Source organism: Synechococcus sp. R70.1, from assembly GCF_047461675.1.
GTDB lineage: Bacteria > Cyanobacteriota > Cyanobacteriia > Thermostichales > Thermostichaceae > Thermostichus.
The window spans coordinates 1-570 of the sequence record NZ_JANSHR010000100.1; the positions used below are offsets into that span (position 1 = coordinate 1).

Sequence of the window (570 nt, forward strand, 5' to 3'; positions counted from 1 at the left end):
TTATTCAGGCGCACCCGCTGACAGGGAGTAGGCTCATCGCAACGGCCTTCCTCGTCTTGGATCACTAGCGTGGGAACCCTTGGATCCGCATTGTCGATCCCAACCACCCAAGCACGACCTTGGAGAGAGGCTCTGGCGTTGGTGCGGGCGGTGCGTAGAGCGCGCTCCACCTTGTTTTGGGCATCCTCCAGTTGGATCCGCGCCCAGATGTTGATCCCAGAAGGAACGGCCAGCCCGGCCAGGATGCCGATAATGACCACCACCGCTAGGACTTCTGTCAGCGTAAAGCCCCGGGATCGAAAAGGCTGAGCTCGGCCAATTGCTTTTTTCTCCAAGGCCAACATGGTGGATATTTCCCCTAGGAGAGCGGACGGTTGATAACACCGCGGGCAAGAACCCGTGTTTGCATTGGCAGCAAGTAGCGCGACACCTCTGAGATATCGACGCTGGTGGCATTTCGGATGTAGCGACGGAAAAGGCCAGGGTTGGCCCGCTCCATGGCCGTGGCGGTGATGTTGATGATCACATCCTGCGGTCGGTCAGCGCCGACGCTTTGCCGCACGCAGACAT

Annotated in this window: 1 protein-coding gene and 1 pseudogene; both read right to left on the minus strand. The window is 59.1% G+C overall.

Features of this window, described 5'->3' with window-relative positions:
* A partial coding sequence (locus NW807_RS10455) for a Tfp pilus assembly protein FimT/FimU (RefSeq protein ID WP_414426063.1) occupies window positions 1-344 on the minus strand: 344 nt, incomplete at its 3' end.
* A 14-nt stretch (window positions 345-358) separates the two neighbouring features.
* Window positions 359-570: pseudogene (locus NW807_RS10460) on the minus strand (PddD domain-containing protein); the annotation flags it as partial.